Annotated in this window: 21 protein-coding genes; 20 read left to right on the forward strand and 1 reads right to left on the reverse strand. The window is 35.1% G+C overall.

Annotated elements, in window-relative coordinates:
• The first annotated feature begins 96 nt into the window (after positions 1–96).
• The 18 genes from rbfA (at position 97) to JDW14_04685 (ending at position 17,170) form a co-directional block, all read left to right on the forward strand.
• The gene (gene rbfA / locus JDW14_04600; GenBank protein QQD66380.1) at positions 97–489 is read left to right on the forward strand and encodes a 30S ribosome-binding factor RbfA; all 393 of its coding nucleotides are present in this window, start codon (positions 97–99) and stop codon (positions 487–489) included.
• 210 nt (positions 490–699) lie between these two features.
• A complete protein-coding gene (locus JDW14_04605; GenBank protein ID QQD66381.1) occupies positions 700–1,848 on the forward strand; it encodes a glycosyltransferase in 1,149 nt (382 codons plus the stop codon).
• A gap of 9 nt (positions 1,849–1,857) precedes the next feature.
• On the forward strand, positions 1,858–3,270 hold the full coding sequence (locus tag JDW14_04610) for an oligosaccharide flippase family protein (protein QQD66382.1): 1,413 nt from the start codon (positions 1,858–1,860) through the stop codon (positions 3,268–3,270).
• A gap of 15 nt (positions 3,271–3,285) precedes the next feature.
• The gene (locus JDW14_04615) at positions 3,286–4,560 is read left to right on the forward strand and encodes an O-antigen ligase family protein (GenBank protein ID QQD66383.1); all 1,275 of its coding nucleotides are present in this window, start codon (positions 3,286–3,288) and stop codon (positions 4,558–4,560) included.
• 38 nt (positions 4,561–4,598) lie between these two features.
• A complete protein-coding gene (locus JDW14_04620) occupies positions 4,599–5,633 on the forward strand; it encodes a hypothetical protein (GenBank protein ID QQD66384.1) in 1,035 nt (344 codons plus the stop codon).
• A gap of 17 nt (positions 5,634–5,650) precedes the next feature.
• Entirely contained in the window at positions 5,651–6,406 is a 756-nt protein-coding gene (locus JDW14_04625; protein QQD66385.1) for a glycosyltransferase family 2 protein, read from the forward strand.
• A 425-nt stretch (positions 6,407–6,831) separates the two neighbouring features.
• Entirely contained in the window at positions 6,832–9,486 is a 2,655-nt protein-coding gene (alaS, locus tag JDW14_04630) for an alanine--tRNA ligase (protein ID QQD66386.1), read from the forward strand.
• A 107-nt stretch (positions 9,487–9,593) separates the two neighbouring features.
• Positions 9,594–9,857 carry an IreB family regulatory phosphoprotein gene (locus JDW14_04635; protein QQD66387.1) on the forward strand — a complete coding sequence of 88 codons (264 nt, stop codon included), beginning with the start codon at positions 9,594–9,596 and terminating at the stop codon, positions 9,855–9,857.
• Positions 9,858–10,295: a Holliday junction resolvase RuvX gene (gene ruvX / locus JDW14_04640; protein ID QQD66388.1), complete on the forward strand. Its 438-nt coding sequence runs from the start codon at positions 9,858–9,860 to the stop codon at positions 10,293–10,295. It abuts the gene before it with no gap.
• 23 nt (positions 10,296–10,318) lie between these two features.
• The gene (locus JDW14_04645; GenBank protein QQD66389.1) at positions 10,319–10,612 is read left to right on the forward strand and encodes a DUF1292 domain-containing protein; all 294 of its coding nucleotides are present in this window, start codon (positions 10,319–10,321) and stop codon (positions 10,610–10,612) included.
• Between the two features lie 142 nt (positions 10,613–10,754).
• On the forward strand, positions 10,755–11,963 hold the full coding sequence (mltG, locus tag JDW14_04650) for an endolytic transglycosylase MltG (GenBank protein QQD66390.1): 1,209 nt from the start codon (positions 10,755–10,757) through the stop codon (positions 11,961–11,963).
• A 186-nt stretch (positions 11,964–12,149) separates the two neighbouring features.
• The gene (gene udk / locus JDW14_04655; protein QQD66391.1) at positions 12,150–12,776 is read left to right on the forward strand and encodes a uridine kinase; all 627 of its coding nucleotides are present in this window, start codon (positions 12,150–12,152) and stop codon (positions 12,774–12,776) included.
• Positions 12,777–12,866: 90 nt separating this feature from the next.
• A complete protein-coding gene (gene greA / locus JDW14_04660) occupies positions 12,867–13,346 on the forward strand; it encodes a transcription elongation factor GreA (GenBank protein QQD66392.1) in 480 nt (159 codons plus the stop codon).
• Positions 13,347–13,507: 161 nt separating this feature from the next.
• Complete coding sequence (locus JDW14_04665; protein ID QQD66393.1) at positions 13,508–14,254, forward strand: cell wall-active antibiotics response protein; 747 nt, start codon at positions 13,508–13,510, stop codon at positions 14,252–14,254.
• Positions 14,251–15,336 carry a sensor histidine kinase gene (locus JDW14_04670; protein QQD66394.1) on the forward strand — a complete coding sequence of 362 codons (1,086 nt, stop codon included), beginning with the start codon at positions 14,251–14,253 and terminating at the stop codon, positions 15,334–15,336. The genes JDW14_04665 and JDW14_04670 overlap by 4 nt, the downstream gene beginning before the upstream one ends.
• Positions 15,314–15,949, forward strand: a complete 636-nt coding sequence (locus JDW14_04675; protein ID QQD66395.1) for a response regulator transcription factor — start codon at positions 15,314–15,316, stop codon at positions 15,947–15,949. Before JDW14_04670 ends, JDW14_04675 begins: the two co-directional genes overlap by 23 nt.
• A 100-nt stretch (positions 15,950–16,049) precedes the next feature.
• The gene (locus JDW14_04680; protein QQD66396.1) at positions 16,050–16,361 is read left to right on the forward strand and encodes a hypothetical protein; all 312 of its coding nucleotides are present in this window, start codon (positions 16,050–16,052) and stop codon (positions 16,359–16,361) included.
• A gap of 176 nt (positions 16,362–16,537) precedes the next feature.
• On the forward strand, positions 16,538–17,170 hold the full coding sequence (locus JDW14_04685; protein ID QQD66397.1) for an ECF transporter S component: 633 nt from the start codon (positions 16,538–16,540) through the stop codon (positions 17,168–17,170).
• Positions 17,171–17,219: 49 nt separating this feature from the next.
• Here the strand turns inward: JDW14_04685 and JDW14_04690 are convergent, their stop codons facing one another.
• Positions 17,220–17,351: a DUF4044 domain-containing protein gene (locus JDW14_04690; GenBank protein QQD66398.1), complete on the reverse strand. Its 132-nt coding sequence runs from the start codon at positions 17,349–17,351 to the stop codon at positions 17,220–17,222.
• 193 nt (positions 17,352–17,544) lie between these two features.
• Here JDW14_04690 and gndA point away from each other — a divergent pair, with 193 nt between their 5' ends.
• Positions 17,545–18,990 carry an NADP-dependent phosphogluconate dehydrogenase gene (gene gndA / locus JDW14_04695; GenBank protein QQD66399.1) on the forward strand — a complete coding sequence of 482 codons (1,446 nt, stop codon included), beginning with the start codon at positions 17,545–17,547 and terminating at the stop codon, positions 18,988–18,990.
• A gap of 212 nt (positions 18,991–19,202) precedes the next feature.
• Positions 19,203–19,904, forward strand: a complete 702-nt coding sequence (locus tag JDW14_04700; protein ID QQD66400.1) for a response regulator transcription factor — start codon at positions 19,203–19,205, stop codon at positions 19,902–19,904.

Here is a 19,904-nt window from a genome sequence, read left to right on the forward strand (position 1 = left end):
GAACCACTGAAGAAAAGCAACTGCGTGTGTAGGACGCAAAAAAGTGGCTTTTTAAGGGGAGTCATTTCAGAAAGTTGGGAATAGGAGGACATTAAAATGGCAAATTATCGTCATGGACGTGTACGACAAGAAATTATGCGTGAAGTGAATCGTATTTTGATGCGAGAAATTAAAGACCCACGTATCGAAGGTGTGACGATTACTGATGTGGAGTTGACTGGCGATTTGCAACAAGCAACGATTTTTTACAGTACTCTATCCGATAAAGCTGGTGCTAGACAGAAAACGCAAGCAGGTTTAGAGGCTGTAAAAGGAAAAGTTCGCAGTGAATTAGGAAAAGCAATTCAATTATACAAAGTGCCAGAACTGACATTTGAACGTGATTCATCGATTGATTATGGAAATCGTATTGATGCGTTATTGAATCAATTGAATACATCAAAAGCAGAAGAAGTAGAAGAAACGGAAGACACATTCGAAGAAGAGTAAGACTACATTTTCTGTTCAGTGAAGAGCATTCGTTAAATCAAGTATGATTTGCGAATGCTTTTTCGTATTGGCTATGTCAAAGTGTATAATGTCGTACTATCAGTATGGTATAACTGTTAGGTGCTTAAATCATGGGAGTATGCTATAATTAATCAAGAAAAATTCTGATTTTATAACGTGATGTCATATGGTAGAAATGGAGAAGATAAGATGAGAGTATTGCATATTATGAGTGGTTTTGGTGGGGGGATTTCATCATTCATTCAAAATAAAGCGATTGGCTTACTAGATAGCGATATTATTTTTGATGTTGCCACTTATGATGAAGTGTCACCTGCATTTAGAAACAGTATTGAGCAAATGGGAGGGACGATTTATCCTTTAATCAATCCTAAAAAAGAATCTTGGAATGCTTTTGTGCAGTCTTTCGATACTATTTTTCATCAACATCACTATGATGTGGTGCATTGCCATATTGTAGGGTATCGTGCCATTGCGTATTATGCCATTGCTAAGAAATATGTGTCTCGCTTTTATATTCATGCACATGATACTCGTCCAATGACGCAAACTGGATTGAAAAATCACTTACTTCACTGGTTTAATCGTCGCTTAAATCATTACATGAGTGATGTGGCACTAGGTTGTGGAGATTTAGCTATTCAATCTCATTATGGTTTGGTCAACAAAAATCATGCTATGGTATTGACCAATAGTATTGAAGATGAGCGTTTCCTAATGGACGATGACCAACGCTTAACGCTGCGACAAGCATTGCGTGAGCAATATCACATCAATGATTCGACAGTGGTAATTGGTCAAGTAGGACGTTTAGAAAAAGTGAAAAATCTATCCTTTACCTTAAATTTAGCTCGTTATATTAAAGAGCAAGATTTACCAGCAAAAATTTTTCTAGTGGGTAATGGGGCATTAAAAGAATCTATTCAGACTACTATTGAACAAGAACAATTGCAGTCAGTTATTGAGTTGTTAGGACGGCACAATCAAATTGAGCAGCTCTTACCATTATTCGATGTTTTATTATTGCCGTCATTTGCTGAGGGATTACCAACGATTGCTGTTGAGGGACAGGCATTAGGTGTGCCAATTTTAACGAGTGATAATGTCACAACCGAAGCTGATTTTGGGTTGGGAATGTTTCAACAACTCTCACTCGATGAAAAAATGAATGCTTGGTATGTAGCACTTGAAGCACTAGCTCATGAACCTGTACCAGTATTGTCAAGACGCCTAGAAGTGTTAAAAGGTGTTAAATTTACCGAAGCAGCGTCAGCTGAATTATATCAAGAGTTTTTACTGGGCGAGATAAATCATTATCATATTAACCCACATAGTTAGGAGTCAATAATGAAACATTTTTTAAAACGCTTATTAGGTTTCAGCATGGGACCGATATTTGGTGCGATTATTTCATTTATCCAAGTGCCAATATTAAGTTATTTTTTAGCTGAAGCAGAATATGGTCGTGCGAGTTTATTTCAAACCTTAATGGTGACTTTACCGAATTATATTTACATCGGTTTGGATCAAGCCTATACACGTGAGTATCAGCAACATAAAAATAAACGTGAATTGTTACAACAAGCTGCGTTATTACCGATGATTGTGGGGCTATTATTATTCATTCTGATGTTATTTTTCAGTGGTGATTTATCTTTATGGTTATTTGATAATCGTGAGTATTATTATATTGTTTGGTACGGTGGTATTTGGGTATTATCGACGATTTTGGAACGCTTTTTCTTATTAGCCATTCGTATGGAAGAAAAAGCCTTTGAGTTTTCTTCTTTTTCCATGTTGTTAAAAATAAATGTTTTCCTACTATCCATGTTTTACATTTTAATCGGTTGGCGTGACTTTAAAGTCATTGTCTATGGTCTGATTTTCGGACAATTATTAGGTGATTTAGTTTTATATGTCCGTTACCGTAATTATTTTGATGTTTCAGATTTTAAAATTGATTGGTCATTAATCAAGCAAATGTTAAAATTTGGATTACCGATTATGGTGGCAGTTTCTTTAACTAATTCACTTTCTGCTGTCGATAATATTTTCTTAAAGCAATTTCGGACTTTGGAAGAAGTCGCTATTTATTCAGTGGCTGCTAAAGTGATGATGGTAATCGGTGTAATTAAAGGTTCCTTTACTAGTTTTTGGGTACCGACTGCTTACCGTTGGTATGAAGAAAAGAAAGAAATGCGATATTTTCAGTATATTAGTGAGGCAGTGCTCTTTATATTAACAGGTGTATTTTTTGGATTATTATTATTTAAAGGTGTTGTTGTGATGTTATTTGCAGAACGCTATCAAAATATCCAATATATTCTTGGCTTAATGGCATTTCCGCAAATTATGTATACTTTATCGGAAACTACCAATTTAGGCATTGTATTTTCACGGAAAACACATTTTAATATTTTAGTAAGTATTGCGTCTTTTGTTCCGAGTGTGGTATTGAACTATTTATTGACACCTAGCTTTGGTTATAAGGGGGCAGCCGTAGCATCGTTTGCTGCCTATACGATGTTCTATTTTTCAAGAACTTATTTCTCGAATAAAATGGGGTTTAAGTTTCCACAATTAAAGGCAACATTATCTATTTTAATTATGGCATTTGCAGCTTTATTGAATTTACTGGATTTACCGTTTATTGAACTCTATACTTTATTATTAGGTTTAGTGGCTCTAGTCGTTCAATGGAGTACCGTTCGAAAAACATTGGATATACGAAAAAATAGCTCACAATGGGACTTTACTTAAGCGAAAGGAGTCAGCATGTTTTATTATTTATTAATGCTTGTAATGAGTGTTTTTTTAGGAACAAAATTATTTGCGATTCCGACACCTGTTGCTCAATTAACACTTTATCGATTGTTAGTTTTTATGGTTCCGTTAATTTTAGCACAGCAATATTTTCGTAAACAAGATTCGGTTAAGCTATTAGCTAAATCGGATGCAACACGTGCGTGGTTGATGTACTTATTTTGGTGGTTTATAGGTGTCGTTTCTGTTATTTGGGTTAAAGACATAAAACTTTGGTTCCAAGCTGTATTTTTATTAAGTATCGGTGTATTCGTTATTACGGCATTGTATCTATGGTTAAATAAATTAGAAGATTGGTACCGGATTATTTATGGTGTCTGGGTGATGATGTGCTTTCAAATTTTATGGGGATACTATGAAATTATTACCGGAAATTATTTATTTGCTGATTTGGCAAAATTAGATAAATACCGAACCTTTAATTCGCAACCGATGACACGGATTCCGATTACTTATTTTGCAAATCAAAATGATTATGCAACGTTTTTATTAGCGAGTTTGTCCATTATGTTAATTTGTTATCATCGTGCTCAAAATATATGGCTACGCTTGACTATTTTATTGAGTGGTGTGGCGAGTAGTTATTTAATTTATCGTTCAGGTTCTCGTATGGCGTTATTGATGCTAGGAGTTTTTATTATTTTATTAGTCCTATTTCAGTTTAAAATTACTTTTAACCGAAAAATTATCACAACTGGATTGATTACTGGAATAGTTGGGCTAATTACAATATTTATTATCAAACCAGCTTTATGGCATAAACTATTGACAATGTTATTATCAACGCAATCTGGTGCGATTACCGGTGACAGTGCTCGAGTTAATTTATATAAAAATGGCTTAATTTTTATTGGTGAAACATTCGGTCGAGGTGTTGGAGCAGGTAATGTGGAATATTGGATGGGGAACTTTACGTATTATTCAGTAGGTAGTTTAGTCAATATTCACAATTGGTGGCTTGAAATATTGGTGGGCTACGGCATTTTCGTATTTGCTAGCTATTTAGTCGTGTATATTTTATTAATACGACGCTTGTTTATTATGACAAAATATAGTTCACAGCGAGAGCAATATACAGCTCGTGCCTTGTTAATTTTCATGCTAATTTTTATTTTTTCAAGTATTACGAGTGCATCGAATATGTTGATTGAGTGGCATTGGTGTATATTTGCCTTATTAATTAGCTATATTAAAATACACGAGTCAATTAATAGAAATAGAGTATGAACGAGCATTTTATGGAACCAAGATAAAGGAGAAAAGAAATGAGTATAGTAACAATGATTTCAGAATTTACACGATTTTTAAAAGATTACTTGGTAAAAATCGTTATTGGTGCAGTACTAATCAGTATTGCGTGCATGGGATTTAAATATTTTGATGAAAGTATGACATCTGATGATTCAGCTGCTTATCAATCGTTAAAAACACGTTATGAACAAGAACCTGCTGAAGTCCAATTTATCGTATCAAAAGAAGACGGAACTTTTTTCAATAATGGGTTTGTATTTGATGAGTATTTTAGTTTACCTGAAATTATTTCAGCAGTAGAAAAAGAAACAGGAATTGAGTTTCATCAGTTTAAGGAAGATGAAACAACATTGGAATTTGAAAAAACTTCGATTTTTCGTGGGGGTCTAAGTGCTTGGCGTAATCCGTCAACTGATGTAATTACATTACGGATACTGGTTGGAAAGACAGCTGAAGAAAATTTAGCGATTGCTCAAGCCTATCAAAAAATATTAACAATGGGTAATATTCCATTTTTACAAAAAAATGAGATTACGATTATTTCAGAAGCTGCGATTGGTGAACAATTATCAGCGGCGATGTTTCCATATTTGACAACGCTAGATAGCTTAAAAGCAGTGAATACTTTAAATAAACGTTCATTGATTATTATTGGGGTAGCGGGTTTTATTGCTGGAGCTATTTTAGTTGCAGGGGCAATCTTCTTATTACGCTTATTTCAAACGAAAATTACTTATGCCTTTGATTATTCATGGGCAATGGAAGATACTCATTTATTATATAAGCAAGAAAAGAGCGATAATTTAGTTTTACAAGATATGATTCAAACACCGCAATTAGCACATCGTTATGTGGTTTCGCAAATGGAATCAGAAACAGTTTTACCGACAGAAGTGGATTGTGTCACACGTGTGCAAGATATTACAGTACCAGTTGAAGAAATCGTACTCGTACTTTACGCTAATCAATCAGATAAGGCTTGGTTTAATGCACAATATACTTTAGCGAAACTATATAAAGTACCTGTGAAAATTATTCATATCATTTAAAGAGAGTGGGAAGTCGAATGAATGAACAATTGGTATCGATTATTACGCCAGTCTACAATGCTGAGCGTTTTCTCGAAGCAATGATTGAAAGTATTGTGAATCAAACCTATCAAGAATGGGAATTAATCTTAGTTGATGATAAGAGCCAAGATGATAGTGTTCAAATTATGGAAAAATGGCAAGAAATAGATAGTCGTATTCGCTACATTGAATTGGAGGAAAATAGTGGGGCTGCAGTTGCACGAAATCGTGGTATGGCAGCTGCTAGAGGTCGCTGGATTGCTTTTATTGATAGTGATGATTTTTGGACGCCAGATAAATTATCATTTCAACTCTCTTTTATGCAAATGACGAAAGCTGCTTTTACTTATACGGATTTTGCATTAGTTGACGAAAATGGCAATGTCATTAAGCCGCAAGTCTATGTACCTGACCGTTTGGATTATAATGGATTGCTAAAAAACACTGCGATAGCCTGTTCGACAGTAATTATCGACCAATCGGTTGTTGGGCCATTTCGTATGCCGTTAGTACGCAAAGGACAGGATACTGCAACTTGGTTAATGCTAATGCGTGAACATGGTATTACCGCTTATGCTGTTCCTAAAGTATTAAATTACTATCGTCAAGTGCAAGGTTCAGTGTCAAGTAATCGTGTGGCAGCATTAAAACGCACATGGCATACTTATCGTTATTTGGAACAATTACCATTACCTAAAGCGATGTATTACTTTGCATCGTATGTCCTAAATGCGATAAAAAGACGCTTATAATATTGACATTTTAACAGATTATCCGTTAAAATATGGCATAAAGGTCATATCGTATTACACTAACAGAGAAATATTGATAGGTGAAACAATATTGCGTAATAAGATGCTCCCTTTAGGTTTTCTACTTGAAAAAGTAGCGTGTTATCTGCGTTATCAGATTATTGAAGAAATAATGATGAGTCGTTATAAGTAAGGTGGTACCGCGATGAAACGCCCTTACATATAAGGACTCTTTTTATATAAAAACCTAGTGTGAGAGAGGGCGTTTTGCCTCGAATCACTGGAGCAAAATACCGACGTGCATGAAATGCACAGAGGGATTTTGTGAAGTGGATGTCATTTCAGTTCCTTGGAGCCGGAATAAACCTAGTGTGAGAGAGGGCGTTGAGATAGCCCGAACGAACTGTAAAATATTGGAGGGAACTATGAAAAAATTAACGAGTGCTCAAATTCGTCAAATGTATTTAGATTTCTTTAGTGAAAAAGGTCATGAAATTAGACCGAGTGTGTCATTAATTCCAGTTAATGACCCGACTTTATTATGGATTAACTCAGGTGTTGCGACTTTAAAACGTTATTTTGACGGAACAGAAATTCCTGAAAATCCAAGAATCGCTAACTCACAAAAATGTATCCGTACAAATGATATTGAAAACGTAGGATATACTGCTCGTCACCATACCTTATTTGAAATGTTAGGAAATTGGTCAATTGGTGATTACTTTAAACATGAAGCAATCGCTATGGCATGGGAATTTTTAACAAGTGAACGTTGGATGGCATTTGACCCAGAAAAATTATATGTCACTTACTATCCAGAAGATACAGAAACTCCTGAAATTTGGAAACAACAATCTAATTTCATCGCTGACCATTTAGTGCCAGTGGCAGACAACTTTTGGGATATTGGGGCTGGTCCATGTGGTCCAGATACAGAAATTTTCTATGACCGTGGTGAAGCATATAGTAATTTAGCTGAAGATGACCCAGAAAATTATCCTGGTGGCGAAAATGAACGTTGGTTGGAAATTTGGAACTTAGTATTTTCTGAATTTAACCATTTACCAGATGATACTTATGAACCATTACCGAATCAAAACGTCGATACGGGTATGGGATTAGAGCGTATGGCATCTATTTTACAAGATGCACCGACAAACTTTGAGACAGACTTATTTATTCCAATTATTGAATCAATTCAAGCCTTAACAAATGGGATTGAATATGCTACTGCTGGGGATAAGAAAGTAAGTTTTAAAGTGATTGCTGACCATATTCGTGCTGTATCTTTTGCGATTAGTGACGGAGCATTACCGTCAAATGAGGGTCGTGGCTATATTATTCGTCGCTTAATTCGTCGCAGTGTGATGCATGGACGTAAATTAGGTATTACTCGCACATTCTTATCAGAATTAGTTCCAGTTATCGTAGATATTATGGGTGCGTACTATCAAGAATTAAGTCAAAATGTCGCATTTGTTCAAAAAGTGATTTTAAATGAAGAAGAACGTTTCCACGAAACAATTGAAGAGGGCGAAAAACATTTATTATCATTATTGGAGCAAGCAAAAGTGGAAAATGTGAATCATGTGAGCGGTTCGCAAGCATTCCAATTGTATGATACATTTGGTTTCCCATTAGAATTGACGGAAGAAATGGCAAGTGAACAAGGCTTTACTGTTGATAAAGACGGATTTGAAGTGGAAATGCAAGCACAACGTGACCGTGCTAGAGCAGCTCGTACACGTGAAGAAAGCATGAATGTCCAAACTGATGTGTTTCATCATATTACATCTGACTTTGAATTTGTGGGACATGAATTATTGTCAACGAATGCAACGATTAAAGCTATTGTATTAGATAATGAACGAGTTGAGCGTGTTCCAGCTAATTCTCAAGCATGGGTTATTTTCAATCGCAGTCCATTCTATGCTGAAATGGGTGGTCAGATTGCTGATACCGGTCTTATCTTTGACGGTGAAGAAATTTTAGCTGAAGTACAAAATGTTAAAAAAGCACCAAATGGTCAATTTATGCACCTAGTTCGTACAAAAGAATTACCATTGTCGGTGGAACAATCGTATACTTTAGCCGTTAATCGTCAAGACCGTATTCGCACGAACCAAAACCATACGGCGACACACTTATTGCATAAAGCATTAAAATCAGTGTTAGGTGAACATGCAAATCAAGCTGGTTCTTATGTTGGACCAGACCGTCTACGTTTTGACTTCTCTCATTTTGGTAAAGTAACAGATGAAGAATTAGTAGCGATTGAACAAAAAGTGAATGCATTGATTCAAGAAGCGATTGATGTAGATATTCAAGAAATGCCGATTGATGATGCGAAAGCAATGGGTGCAATGGCACTCTTCGGTGAAAAATATGGCGATGTAGTGCGTGTTGTTAATATTGGTTATCAATCAATTGAATTATGTGGTGGAACACATGTTTCAAATACACAAGAAATCGGTACATTTAAACTGTTATCAGAGTCAGGTATCGGGGCTGGTATTCGCCGTATTGAAGCTGTTACAGGAGCACAAGCGATTGCTTATTATCAATCACAAGAGCAATTATTGAAACAAATTCAAGAGCAATTAAAAGTAGCTCAAACAGACCAATTATTGCACCGTATTGAGCAATTACAAGTGGAATTAAAAGAATCACTTCAAAAAGTAGAATCATTAAATGCGAAGATGTTATTACAAGATGCTGAAAATCTCTTTAGAGATGTGGTAATGTTGGATAATGTCAAAGTAGTTAAAACAGTTCTACAAGGTCAAGATATGGATTCAATGCGTCAATTAGGTGATGTATGGCGTCAAAAAGCTGTATCAGACATTTTAGTGCTTGTTTCAACGGTTGCTGAAGATAAAGTGAATTTAATGGTATTTGTTGCTGATGAGGCAGTGAAAAATGGCATTAAAGCTGGTGATTTAATTAAACCATTAGCAAAAGTTATCGGTGGTGGCGGTGGTGGCCGACCACAAATGGCTCAAGCTGGAGGTAAGTTAGCATCTGAAGTCCCGACATTATTAGACCAAGCTGGCGACATTATCGCGAGTGTTATCGGCTAAATAATTCAGTTAAAGGAGTAGCGTGTATACGTTAACTCCTTTAAATTTTTTGTACTTTTGGCATAGATAGTGTATAATGAAAGCAAATGAGAGAAAGGGTGAGGAACATGCAATCACTAGACGAAACAATTATGTTTAAACTAGATGATTTAAATAAAAAGACAGTTCGTGAAACGCTTGAATTAGTATTTGCAGCGTTAGAAGAAAAAGGCTATGATCCAATTAATCAAATTGTCGGTTATTTATTATCAGGAGATCCAGCATATATTCCACGTCATCAAGATGCACGTAATTTAATTCGTCGTCATGAACGTGATGAAATCTTAGAAAAAGTGTTAACTTATTTCTTAACTCATCAAGATAGTGAATAAATGAGTCAATATAAACGAATAATGGGCTTAGATGTGGGCAGCCATACCGTAGGTGTTGCAGTCAGTGACTTACTCGGTTGGACAGCTCAAGGTGTTGAAACCATTCGCATTGATGAAGCACAAGGAAATTTCGGCTTTGAGCGTTTATGTACACTAATTGATGAATATGCTGTTAGTACAGTAGTCATAGGGTTACCTAAAAATATGAATAATACGATTGGCCCACGTGCCGAAGCAAGCCAAGCTTATGGCGACAAATTATTAGCCTTAAAGCCAGAGTTAACAATTGTCTATCAAGATGAGCGTTTAACAACATCACAGGCTGAACGCATGTTAATCAATGAGGGAAATGTGTCACGTAAAAAACGCAAACAAGTCATTGATAAATTGGCAGCTGTTATTATTTTGCAGCACTATCTCGATGCGAATAATCGCTAAAAATACAAGAAAGAGGTCATAATATGACAGAACATCATCACGAACACGCACAAGAATTTATTACCATTGTCGATGAAGAGGGTAATGAATCATTATATGAAATTTTATTTACTTTTGAATCAGAAGATTTTGGAAAGAGCTATGTATTAGTCTATCCAGCTGGAGCTCATGATGACGAAGATGTTGAATTACAAGCATTTTCTTATGTTGAAAATGAGTCAGGTGACGCAGGCTCACTTGATCCAATTGAAACAGAAGCTGAATGGGATATGATTGAAGAAGTATTAAATACTTTTTTAGCTGACGAAGAAGAATAAATGAATCAATAGTCTTGTAAGGTCAAATGACTTTACAAGGCTTTTCTATTTAGGTTCAGCAAATAACTTGTAATCAGTTCTTAATAGCTATAAAGGTCAAATTCTGATATAATTTACCAAAAGACCTTTTGGGAGGTATGATGTGAATAAGTTAGATTGGGAAAAATTAAAACTTGAGGCTAAGGAACGTGAGCAATTAAGTTTAAAGGAAGATAAGTGGACTTCAAGAATTGTTAAAATTATTTTATTAGGTTTAACGCTAGTATTCTTAATTGGTGTATCCGGTACTTATTGGTATTTTAAACAATCACTCAGTCCGGTTGATCCCAATAATCAAAATACACTGGAAGTAGTGGTACCAATTGGGAGCACCAGTCGAGATATAGCAGAATTATTAAAGCAAAACGGTATTATCAAAAATGCTGATATTTTCCGCTACTACATGCGTTCAAAAAACGTATCAGATTTACAAGCTGGGACGTATGAATTTAGTCAATCAATGGATGTAGATGCGGTGATTAAGCAACTACAAGCAGGTGGTAAGCCAATTCAAGAAGATGTTGATACTAAGATAACCGTTATCGAGGGAATGCAATTAAAAGAAATCGCTGAATTAGTGGCGAAACATACATCCATTTCAGCAGAAACTTTTATGTCAGTTGTCAATGATGAAGCATTTATTAAAACATTAATTAATAAGTATCCGTCACTTTTCAAAGGTTTATTGGAAGTAGAGGGCTTACGCTATCGTTTGGAAGGCTATCTATTCCCAGCGACCTATGATTATGTAGCAGGTATGAGTGCTGAAGAATTGATTACCAAAATGGTCGATGCAGCGAATATTCGTTACCAACAAGTTCGTGAATTAGTCGATGCCCACTGGTTAACCTATCATCAACTTTTATCATTAGCTTCAATTGTGGAGCGTGAGGGAGTAACTACTGAAGATAGAAAATTGATTGCTGGTGTATTCTTTAATCGTATGGAAGCTGGTATGGCATTACAAAGTGATATTACAGTCTTATATGCCTTAGATAAGCACAAAGAATTTGTTACTTATGATGATTTGGAAGTAAATTCACCTTATAATTTGTATCAAAATACAGGTATTACACCTGGACCGGTTAATTCACCGAGTTTAGATGCGATTATGGCAGTATTAGAGCCGACATGGAGTGAATATTATTATTTTGTTGCCGATTTAGATACGGGAGATATTTATTATAGTAGTACACTAGAAGAACATGAGGCACTCGTTGAAAAATACGTTAACAAACGTCAAGAGCAGCTTAATGAAACGACTGTGTCAGATGATACAGAAAATGAGGCGGTTGACGAATCAGCAGAATAATGGTTTAATTATGTGAATAGGATAGGACCTAATCATGTTAAACCTGCATAACGGACAGTTAGCAAAACTATCAAAAGTTATTTCTACTTTTGATAGTTTTTACCTGTGCAGTTAATGAATGTTCCAAAATGATTTTTATTATTGTTGTAACATTCAATTATGAAAATAGAATAGGGGAATTAAGTCATGGTAAAAAGACCCATCGTTATTGGGGTAACCGGTGCATCAGGAAGTGGAAAATCTAGCGTAAGTAATCGTATTTTAGACATTTTTTCTGAATTATCAGTGTTATTGTTACAACAGGATTATTATTACAAGGATCAAACGCATTTACCTTTTGAAGAACGTCTTAAAACGAATTATGATCATCCATTCGCATTTGACAATGATTTATTTATTGAACATTTACAAGCGTTGTTGCGAGGCGAAACGATTGAAAAACCTGTTTACGATTACGCAAATCATACACGCAGTCAAGAAATTATTGTTCAAGAGTCACGAGATGTTATCATTGTTGAGGGAATTTTAATTTTAGAAGACCCACGTATTCGTGAATTATTAGATATAAAAATTTATGTGGATACTGATAGCGATATTTGTTTGGCACGACGAATTTTACGTGATATTAATGAACGTGGTCGTACGATTGAATCGGTTATTAATCAATATGTTGAAGTGGTTAAACCGATGTATCATCAATTTATTGAACCGACAAAACGTTATGCAGACTTAATTATTCCTGAAGGTGGATATAATCAAGTTGCGATTGATTTATTAGCTACAAAAGTACGTTCAATTTTAGAATCTGAATAATTTTTATTTGCAACTTTGTTAAGAACGTGGTATGGTAGCATTATCATTTTGACAATTAAGTATTGATTGGTTTGTATAGGAGGGAATCAGTTGGAAGAAAAAGTATTTCCAATGACATTAGAAGGTAAAGCAAAATTAGAAGCTGAATTAGAAGATTTAAAAGTAGTTAAGCGTAAAGAAATCATTGAACGTATCAAAATTGCACGTAGTTTCGGTGATTTATCTGAAAATTCAGAGTATGAGTCTGCAAAAGATGAGCAAGCATTTGTTGAAGGTAGAATTTCAACATTAGAGAATATGATTCGCTTTGCAGTAATTATTGATGATAAAGATATTGCGGAAGACGAAGTATCATTAGGTCGTACGGTAACGTTTATTGAATTACCAGACGGTGAAGAAGAAACTTATACGATTGTAGGTAGTGCAGAAGCAGACCCTATGGAAGCAAAAATTTCTAATGAGTCACCGATTGCGTTGGCTGTATTAGGTAAAAAAGTTGATGATATTGTCACAGTCAATACACCTGGTGGTGCATTCGAAATTAAAATTACAAAAGTTGAGAAAAAATAATATGAATGGGGCTGAATTGAAATTCAGTCCTTTTTTAGTTTATAGCTCAGCTGAGTGTAAAAATTGGAAAGTAATGACAAAATTTCAGTCTTTAGTCTATTGATATTTGACTGCAAAATGGTCATAATTATGGACATAGCAGTGGAAAAGGAGGAATTATTTTGCGTGAAAAGTTAAAAAAATATAGTTGGATGATTTTAGCCTTTTCATTATTAGGGTTAGCCGTTGATATTTTTAATCAGCTTTCGACCTTTATTCCGTTTATCTTGAGTGTTGTCATGGTAATTGGTGCTTTATTTATTACAAAGCGTCCGATACAAATACTCATTTTTTGGATAGGTGTCTTTATATTAACCAATGTTCTCATTAATTCCTATGCGTTTTTAGGCTTTCTTATTGTTTTGTGGATAATCTTATTAGTATTTCAAACAAAAGCCGGCAATGAATTGGTGTGGTTTCATGAAGCCTTTTTGCATCCATTTAGTAAGCAGCAAACTTATGTCGGAGTTAAAGTTATTCAACCACAAATTCATCAACGTAGTCGCATTTATAAGCAAACTTTACCAAAATATTATGAAACAAAAGATGTTTTTGAATGGCAAGATATTAATATTGCGGCAATCGGTGGCGATTCGATTATTGATTTAGGTGCTACCTTATTACCAGAGGGAGAGAATGTGATTGTTATTCAAAAGATTTTTGGACGCACACGCATCATTATTCCACATGGCATCGGCTTATTACTCAATATTAGCCTTATCAATGGTAAGGTACTCTATGAACAAGATATTTTTCCCTTAATCAATGATAATTTCCGGTGGCAAAGTCAAGATTACTTGCAAACTTCACGAAAAATTAAAATTGTCGTTTCATCTGTTTTTAGTGATGTGGAGGTGATTCGTATATGATTTTAAGATTATGGTTGCGTTTAGCCTTATATCATTTGATATTACTTTTCAGTATCGTCAGTCTGTTATTATTGATTTTCATTGAGGGCATCGGATATTTTACATGGATATCATTTTTTAGTGCTAAGTTCTATTACTGGCCAATTTGGGCGATTATCGTTGCATTCATTTTAGTCTTGTCATTCGGCTGTGCATTTTTCTTTGCGAGAGGACTGAGTGAACCGTACGAACAATTACATGCCAAAGTTAATTGGCTAATCTTAGGTAAATATCGTCATCATTCATTTGAAAAAATTAAGAAAACACCGAATTGGTTTGAACCGTCAAGTAATGTCGACCAAGATTTAGTGGCATTACGTGATAAACTATTACAGTTAACAACTGATTTACAAGAATTTTCAGCTGCTCCTACTTTTGTCGGACATGAAACAAAAGAAGAAATCATTGAACAGGAGCGTCAACGGATTGCACGTGAATTACATGATTCGGTCAGTCAGCAACTATTTGCGTCCATGATGATGTTATCAGCAATCAATGAAACGAGTGCGAAAAATTTACCTGAAATGACGCAAAAGCAATTGGCTAAAGTAGAAGAAATTGTCAATAATGCTCAGACTGAAATGCGTGCCTTATTACTTCATTTACGTCCGATTGCCTTAGCAGATAAAACATTAAAAGAAGGTATCTATCAATTACTCAATGAATTAAAACCTAAAATTCCACATGATGTACAGTGGCAATTAGAAGATATACGCATGGAAAGTGGAATTGAAGACCATTTATTTCGCATTGTTCAAGAAGCGATTTCTAATACATTACGTCATGCGAGAGCGTCTAAATTTGAAGTGAATTTACATGAAATTGACGGTAATATTCAGTTGAAAATATTAGATGACGGCAAAGGGTTTGATACGAATGCACATCAAAAAGTGGGAAGTTATGGTATTCTAAATATGAAAGAGCGAATTGCTAGTTTAGGTGGGGATATTCGTATTATGAGTTTGCCACAGCAAGGAACTGTAATTGATATAAAAATTCCGATTGAAAGGAAGATAATAGATGATAAAAGTATTAGTAGTTGATGACCATGAAATGGTGCGTTTAGGCGTGACATCGTATTTAATGGTTCAACCGGATATAGAAGTAATCGCAGAGGCAGAAAATGGGCTGCAAGGATACCATAAAGCATTGGAATACAAACCAGATGTTATTTTAATGGATTTAGTCATGGACGTAATGGACGGTATCGAAGCGACGAAAAAAATTATTAGTGAATGGCCAGAGGCAAAAATTATTATTGTCACGTCCTTTTTAGATGATGAAAAAGTATTTCCAGCGATTGAAAGTGGGGCAAGTGGCTATTTATTGAAAACATCATCAGCCAATGAAATTGCACAAGCGATACGAGATACATATGCCGGTAATCAAGTCATTGAAAAAGAAGTAACGGATAAATTATTGGATAAACAATATCAAGATAGTTTGCCGAAATTACATGATGAATTAACAAGTCGAGAATTAGAAGTGCTATTATTAATTGGAAAAGGATACTCCAACCAAGAAATCGCCGATGAGCTATTCATTACACTCAAGACAGTTAAAACGCATGTAAGTAATATTCTTTCAAAATTGGAAGTAGAAGACCGAACACAAGCGACTATATATGCGTTTAAACATAATTTAATTGAACCATAGTACTGCTGAATTGGGAGCGAAAATATATACAACTATTTTGAATTGAAGTATAATACTAATGAATTTGCTATTAAATGTCTTGAAAGGGAGGCAAAGTATCGTGAATATTATTGTCAATGCACAAGCTGCAGAGTGGTTTAAAGAAGAAGTAGGTATTCGAGAGGGCGCTGGCATTCGATTTAAATCAAAAATTTATGCAAATAGTCCAATTAATGAGGGATTCGGTTTAGCGATGGAAGCAGATGAGCCAATGAAGCCGATTGCGAAAACCACAACAGATAATGGTATTTTATTTTTTGTTGAAGAAAATGATGAATGGTTCTTCAATGGGCATGACTTATTAGTTGACTTCGATGAAAAACGTAAAGAACCAGTTTATTTTTATTTAAAAGACGGAAAACCAGTAGAGTAATAAAATAGTGCGACAATGAGCGTTTTGAAATGAACCACTGGAGAAAGTCGCCGGAGTGCGTGACAACGCACAGAGGAGACTTTTGAAGTGGATGTCATTTCAGCTTATTAGAGCCGTTATCCACACAGTGCGAAGTGAACGTCAATCCAAATTATCCGTTAACAAGGGGGGAAACAATGCAAACCTATACAAAAAATCGGACAGGAGAATTAGTTCGATTAGCATTATTTTTATCATTAATTATGATTCAAACATGGGTTCCATTTTTAGGGAACATTAATATTGGCTTGTTGTCGATTACCTTTATTCATGTAACGGTTATCGTGGCAACACTTTGGTTAGGCTTGCGAGAAGGCGTTATGGTTGGGACGATGTGGGGAATTAATAGTTGGATTCGTTCATTAGCCATGCCAACTTCTCCATTAGCAACCTATGCACTCTCATCGCCGATTGTCAGTGTTTTACCACGTATTTTGATGCCATTAATTATCGGATTAATATATATGAATTTACCGAAAAAACATCAACAATCAAAAATCACGTTATTTATCTTAGGGGGATTAGGTGCTATTTTAAATACTGTTTTATTACTTGGTGCAATCGGACTATTTCGTTCGTCAGGTGGTGCTATTGCCATGGGCGTTATTAAAGAAGCATCAGAAGCAACTTCTGCTACAAGCTTTGCATTATGGAAAATACTAGGTGGTATTGTGATTTCAAATGGCATACCAGAAATGATTTTCTCAGCCCTTGTCACCCCAACATTAGTCACAGCATTACAATTTAGTCAAAAACGCATGAACCAATAAATAAAGCATCACGTTTAGTATGAATCTACTAAAACGTGATGCTTTTTGCTTAAAAGAAACTTTGTAAACTGAAGTATAAGCTTAGGATTAGTGATGCGAGCATCGTAATAACCATTAAAATAGCTGTAAATCGTACGATGTGTTCCATACGAGTTAATTTTTTCTTTTTCTTTTTACTCATCTATATAAATCCTTTCATCAATGCTAGTGGAACGGTATTGAATTCCTATCTCTTTACAATGATACACAACTCTCTATATATTTTCAATAATTATGTATGCAAAAACCTTTTATCTAGCTGCATAATTTGGTAGAATAGTGGGGTGAAATAGTAGGGGATTAGAAAATCCTTAAAAATTAGGAGGCTTATCATCATGTCAAAACAACAGATTGGTGTTGTCGGAATGGCTGTAATGGGACGCAATATTGCGTTAAATATTGAAAGTCGTGGTTATTCAGTTGCATTGTATAACCGTACTGGTTCAAAAACAACATCAGTAATCGAAGAAAATCCAGGTAAAAATTTAAAAGCGACGTATTCAGTAGAAGAGTTTGTTGATTCATTGGAAGTACCACGCAAAATTTTATTAATGGTACAAGCTGGTAAAGGAACAGATTTGACGATTGAAGCGTTATTGCCACATTTAGACAAGGGCGATATTTTAATTGACGGTGGAAATACTTTTTATAAAGATACCATTCGTCGTAGCGAATATTTAGCAAACTCAGGTATTAACTTCATCGGTACAGGTGTTTCTGGTGGTGAAGAGGGAGCTTTATTAGGGCCGTCAATTATGCCAGGTGGGCAAAAAGAAGCGTATGAATTAGTAGCACCAATTTTAGAACAAATTGCTGCTAAAGCAAGTGAAGACGGTAAACCATGTGTGACTTACATTGGACCTAATGGTGCAGGACACTATGTTAAAATGGTTCACAATGGAATTGAGTATGGCGATATGCAATTAATCGCTGAATCTTATGATATTTTACATCGTGGTTTAGGTTTATCAGCACAAGAAATCGGTGAAATTTTCACTGAGTGGAATAATGGTGAGTTAGATAGTTTCTTAATGGAAATCTCTGCTCAAATTTTAAAAACAAATGACCCTGAAACAGGTAAACCAATGGTTGAAGTGATTATGGACCGTGCTGGTAATAAAGGGACAGGTAAATGGACTTCTCAAAGTGCGTTAGACTTAGGTGAACCATTGTCATTAATTACAGAATCAGTATTTGCACGTTATATTTCAAGTCAAAAAGAGCAACGTGTTAAAGCAAGTGAAGTAATTCCAAATGTTGATGCTAAAGTAACGGTTGAGGGCGAAGAACGTACACAACTTATCGAAGCAATTCGTCAAGCATTATACTTCAGTAAAATTATGAGTTATGCTCAAGGATTTGCGCAAATGCGTGAAGCAAGTGATGTCTATGGTTGGGATTTACCGTATGGTGAAATTGCAAGTATTTTCCGTGCAGGTTGTATCATTCGTGCGAAATTCTTACAAAAAATTACCGATGCGTATGAAAAAGATGCGAATTTAGCAAACTTAATGTTAGATGATTATTTCTTAGACATCGTATCAACGCATCATCAAGCTGTTCGACACGTTGTATCAGTTGCGATTGCGGCAGGTATTCCAGTACCAACATTCTCAGCTGCGATTGCTTACTACGATTCTTATCGTTCAGCAGTCTTACCAGCTAATTTAATTCAAGCACAACGTGACTTCTTTGGTGCTCACACTTATAATCGTGTTGACAAACCAGGAACATTCCACTTCCACTGGAATGATGTTCGTGAAGAGCAATTAGAAGATTAATCAAGCAATAAAAACGGGGTGAGAGCCTCGTTTTTTCGTTTCTAATTAAAGAATCATATTTTTATGCAAATATTTTATTGAAAATAGCCTAAATTAAGCAATTATGGTAGCTTTCTCATTAAAAATTGTGTAATATAAGAATGAAAGCATTTAAAGTTTAATGAAACAATTAAGTTTGTCGGTTTTAAATCATTTTATGGAGGGTACATTCAATGAATGAAAATAAAAATTATCGTGTATTGATTATCGAAGATGAGAAAAATTTAGCACGATTCGTTGATTTAGAATTACAACATGAAGGCTATGAAACCCATATTTGTAATGACGGTCGCAGTGGCTTAGAAGCTGCATTAAATCACAATTGGGATGTTATTTTATTAGATTTAATGTTACCAGAGTTAAATGGACTTGAAGTGTGTCGCCGTATTCGTCCAATTAAAGATACACCAATTATTATTATGACAGCACGTGATTCGGTAATGGATCGTGTATCAGGATTAGATCAAGGTGCAGATGACTACATTGTTAAGCCTTTTGCAATTGAAGAATTATTAGCTCGTTTACGTGCTTTATTCCGTCGTATTGAGACAGAAGAGGAGCAACGAACACCGCAACAGCCAATCGTTAAATATCGTGATTTAGTCGTGGAAAAAGCTAGTCGTATTGTGCGTCGTAATGATGAAGTGATAGATTTAACCAAGCGTGAATACGAATTATTACTTTACTTAATGGAAAACTTAAATAAAGTGATGTCTCGTGAAGTATTATTAGACGAAGTATGGGAATATAAATCTGAAGTTGAAACAAATGTTGTCGATGTTTATATTCGTTATTTACGCAATAAAATTGATTTACCAAATCAAGAAAGCTATATCCAAACAGTTCGTGGTACTGGATATGTAATGAGAACGTAA

The organism is Aerococcaceae bacterium zg-252 (assembly GCA_016237705.1).
Taxonomy (GTDB): Bacteria; Bacillota; Bacilli; order Lactobacillales; family Aerococcaceae; genus Globicatella; species Globicatella yangjingiae.

Coding starts and splice junctions, on each gene's coding strand:
- rbfA (QQD66380.1), top strand. CDS start 97: ATGGCAAATTATCGTCATGGACGTGTACGACAAGAAATTATGCGTGAA.
- JDW14_04605 (QQD66381.1), top strand. CDS start 700: ATGAGAGTATTGCATATTATGAGTGGTTTTGGTGGGGGGATTTCATCA.
- JDW14_04610 (QQD66382.1), top strand. CDS start 1,858: ATGAAACATTTTTTAAAACGCTTATTAGGTTTCAGCATGGGACCGATA.
- JDW14_04615 (QQD66383.1), top strand. CDS start 3,286: ATGTTTTATTATTTATTAATGCTTGTAATGAGTGTTTTTTTAGGAACA.
- JDW14_04620 (QQD66384.1), top strand. CDS start 4,599: ATGAGTATAGTAACAATGATTTCAGAATTTACACGATTTTTAAAAGAT.
- JDW14_04625 (QQD66385.1), top strand. CDS start 5,651: ATGAATGAACAATTGGTATCGATTATTACGCCAGTCTACAATGCTGAG.
- alaS (QQD66386.1), top strand. CDS start 6,832: ATGAAAAAATTAACGAGTGCTCAAATTCGTCAAATGTATTTAGATTTC.
- JDW14_04635 (QQD66387.1), top strand. CDS start 9,594: ATGCAATCACTAGACGAAACAATTATGTTTAAACTAGATGATTTAAAT.
- ruvX (QQD66388.1), top strand. CDS start 9,858: ATGAGTCAATATAAACGAATAATGGGCTTAGATGTGGGCAGCCATACC.
- JDW14_04645 (QQD66389.1), top strand. CDS start 10,319: ATGACAGAACATCATCACGAACACGCACAAGAATTTATTACCATTGTC.
- udk (QQD66391.1), top strand. CDS start 12,150: ATGGTAAAAAGACCCATCGTTATTGGGGTAACCGGTGCATCAGGAAGT.
- JDW14_04670 (QQD66394.1), top strand. CDS start 14,251: ATGATTTTAAGATTATGGTTGCGTTTAGCCTTATATCATTTGATATTA.
- JDW14_04675 (QQD66395.1), top strand. CDS start 15,314: ATGATAAAAGTATTAGTAGTTGATGACCATGAAATGGTGCGTTTAGGC.
- JDW14_04685 (QQD66397.1), top strand. CDS start 16,538: ATGCAAACCTATACAAAAAATCGGACAGGAGAATTAGTTCGATTAGCA.
- JDW14_04690 (QQD66398.1), bottom strand. CDS start 17,351: ATGAGTAAAAAGAAAAAGAAAAAATTAACTCGTATGGAACACATCGTA.
- gndA (QQD66399.1), top strand. CDS start 17,545: ATGTCAAAACAACAGATTGGTGTTGTCGGAATGGCTGTAATGGGACGC.
- JDW14_04700 (QQD66400.1), top strand. CDS start 19,203: ATGAATGAAAATAAAAATTATCGTGTATTGATTATCGAAGATGAGAAA.